The sequence below is a fragment of the Mumia sp. genome (assembly GCF_028803055.1).
Lineage (GTDB): Bacteria > Actinomycetota > Actinomycetes > Propionibacteriales > Nocardioidaceae > Mumia.
Window position 1 is genome coordinate 1 of the sequence record NZ_JARBCJ010000305.1, and the last position, 2,293, is coordinate 2,293.

At 73.5% G+C, this 2,293-nt stretch carries 1 protein-coding gene; it reads right to left on the bottom strand.

Annotated elements, in window-relative coordinates; genetic code table 11:
* Positions 1–2,293 (bottom strand): SNF2-related protein (locus PV363_RS17395; RefSeq protein ID WP_301023032.1); only part of this gene is annotated, 2,293 nt, incomplete at both ends.

Below are 2,293 nucleotides of genomic sequence, written 5' to 3' on the forward strand. Positions count from 1 at the left end.
GAGGACCTGCTCCTGCTTGGGCGGGAGGTCGGCCGCGACGAGGTCCTTGGTGCGCCGCATCAGGATCGGGCGGATGCGCCGGCGCAGCAGCGCCAGCAGCTCACCGTCGCCACCCTTCTCGATGGGGTTGGCGACGTCCTTCGCGAACTGCGTGGGATGGGGGAAGAGCCCGGGCGCGGTCAGCGACAGCAGCGACCACAGCTCCATGAGGTCGTTCTCGACGGGAGTGCCGGTGATGGCGAGCGAGAACGGGGCGTCGACGCGGCGGACGGCCTGGTAGGTCTTGCCCCGGTGGTTCTTGACCGCCTGCGCCTCGTCGAGGATGCGCCCCGCCCAGTCGAGGGCGGCGTAGTCGTCGGCCTCGAGGCGCAGCAGCGTGTAGGACGTGACGACGACGTCGGCCCCTTCGGCGACCTCGCGCAGCGACTCCTTGCGGCGAGCGGTGGACTCGCCGACGGTACGGACGACGAGGTCGGGCGCGAACGCCGCGGCCTCGTTGGCCCAGGTGCCGACGACGCTGGTCGGCGCGACGACGAGGAACGGAGGCGCCTGGGGGTCGACCTCGCGGCGGTGCGTGATCAGGGCGAGCGTCTGCAGGGTCTTGCCGAGGCCCATGTCGTCGGCCAGGATCCCGCCGAGCTCGTGCTCGGCGAGGAACGCGAGCCAGGAGAACCCGTGCTGCTGGTAGGGGCGGAGCGTCGCCTTGAGGCCCGTCGGCGCCGCGACGTCGGGGACACCCTCGGAACCCACGAGGCGGCGCGCCATCGCGACCCAGCGCGCGGCCTGCACGTCGACGACCCCGATCTCGTCCAGCTCGTCCCACAGGTCGAAGGCCTGCGTGGCGACGCTCATCGTCGCGGCGTCACGCCGTCGGTCGCTCATCGCGCGCGCGTCCTCGATCATCCGGGCGAGCGCGTCGAGCTCGGGATGGTCGACGCTGACGTACAGGTAGGTGCCCTTGCGCTCGGTCTGGTGCAGCAGGATCTTGTCCTGACCGGTGGCGATCGCCTCGATCACCGTCGCGAGGCCCACCTGTCGGCCACCGATCGTGACGGCGACCTCGAGATCGAGCCAGTCGGTGCGGCCCGAGGGTGCCGGGGCGGTGGTGAACTGGATCTCGGGCTTGCCCAGGACCTCCCGGAACTCGGGCTGGTGGCCGTCGGCCTGGATCTCGAACGCGGGGTTGCTGCGCAGGCCGGGCAGCACGTCCTGCGCGAACCGGACGGCGTCCATCTCGCGGAGGACGAGCTGAGGGTAGGGCGTGGGGCAGGCGGCGCCGGCGCGCAGCAGCAACGTCGCCGCGTCCTCGTCGAGGACGAGCCGGTCGAGGGCGACGCGCTCGAGGTCGGGGTCGCGCATGCCGTACGGGGCGGGCTCCTCGTCGAGCGCGAAGACCCGGACGGTCTGCCCGGTCGTCGGGTTGCGGTAGTGCCACGACCACGACAGGTGCGCCTCGTGGCCGCCCGTCCAGGTGAGCGCGAGGACGAGGTGCGGCGCGGGGGGCTCGGGGACCGCGACCGAGTCGTCGCGGGAGGTCACGTCGACCAGCCGCCGGACGCGAGGGAGGTAGGTGTGGAGGAGGTCGTCCATGCCGTCGCGCGGCACCACGACCTGCCGGCCGGTCGCGAAGAGCTCCTTGACCGCGGGCGTCGGTGCGCGGTCGAGCGGTGCGAGGACCACCGTGGCGTCCTCACCGGTCCCCTCCCACAGCGCAGCGCCGTGCTCCGGGGACCCGAGCAGCGTCACGTCCTCGGCGGGCACCCACAGACCACCCACCTCGGCACCGACGGCGAGGACGGCCCCGCCGGCCCCGTCGGCGTGGGCGTCCATCGTCAGTCGTGCAGGCTGGGACGCGAGGCGTACGTCGGCGAACCCGGAGGCGACCAGCGGGAGACCGACCTCGGTGGCCTCGCGCAGCAGGCGCCACAGCGACGCCCCGAGTCCGGCGAGCGCCAGCGTGTCCTCGGAGCCGAAGCCGTAGGAGAACCGCGCGCGGTGGGTGCCGTGGATCGCGCGCAGCACGTCGAGGTGCTCGGGGACGAACCGTCCGTCCCGCGGGTCGGCAACCACGAGGTCGCGCCACCCCACGCCGGTCTTGACCCAGCTGCCGCGGCGCCCCCGCGTCACCGGGCGCAGCCGCAGCGGAGGGCGTACGGCGTCGGTCGTGGAGTGTCCGAAGCGCCACTCGGTCTGTCGTCGCGGTCCCACCTCGAGCCGGAGCGCCAGCTCCTGCCCGGCGCGAACGGGCCGCTGCTCGGCAGGCGAGGCGTCGTCGTCGAGGTCGGCGACGAGG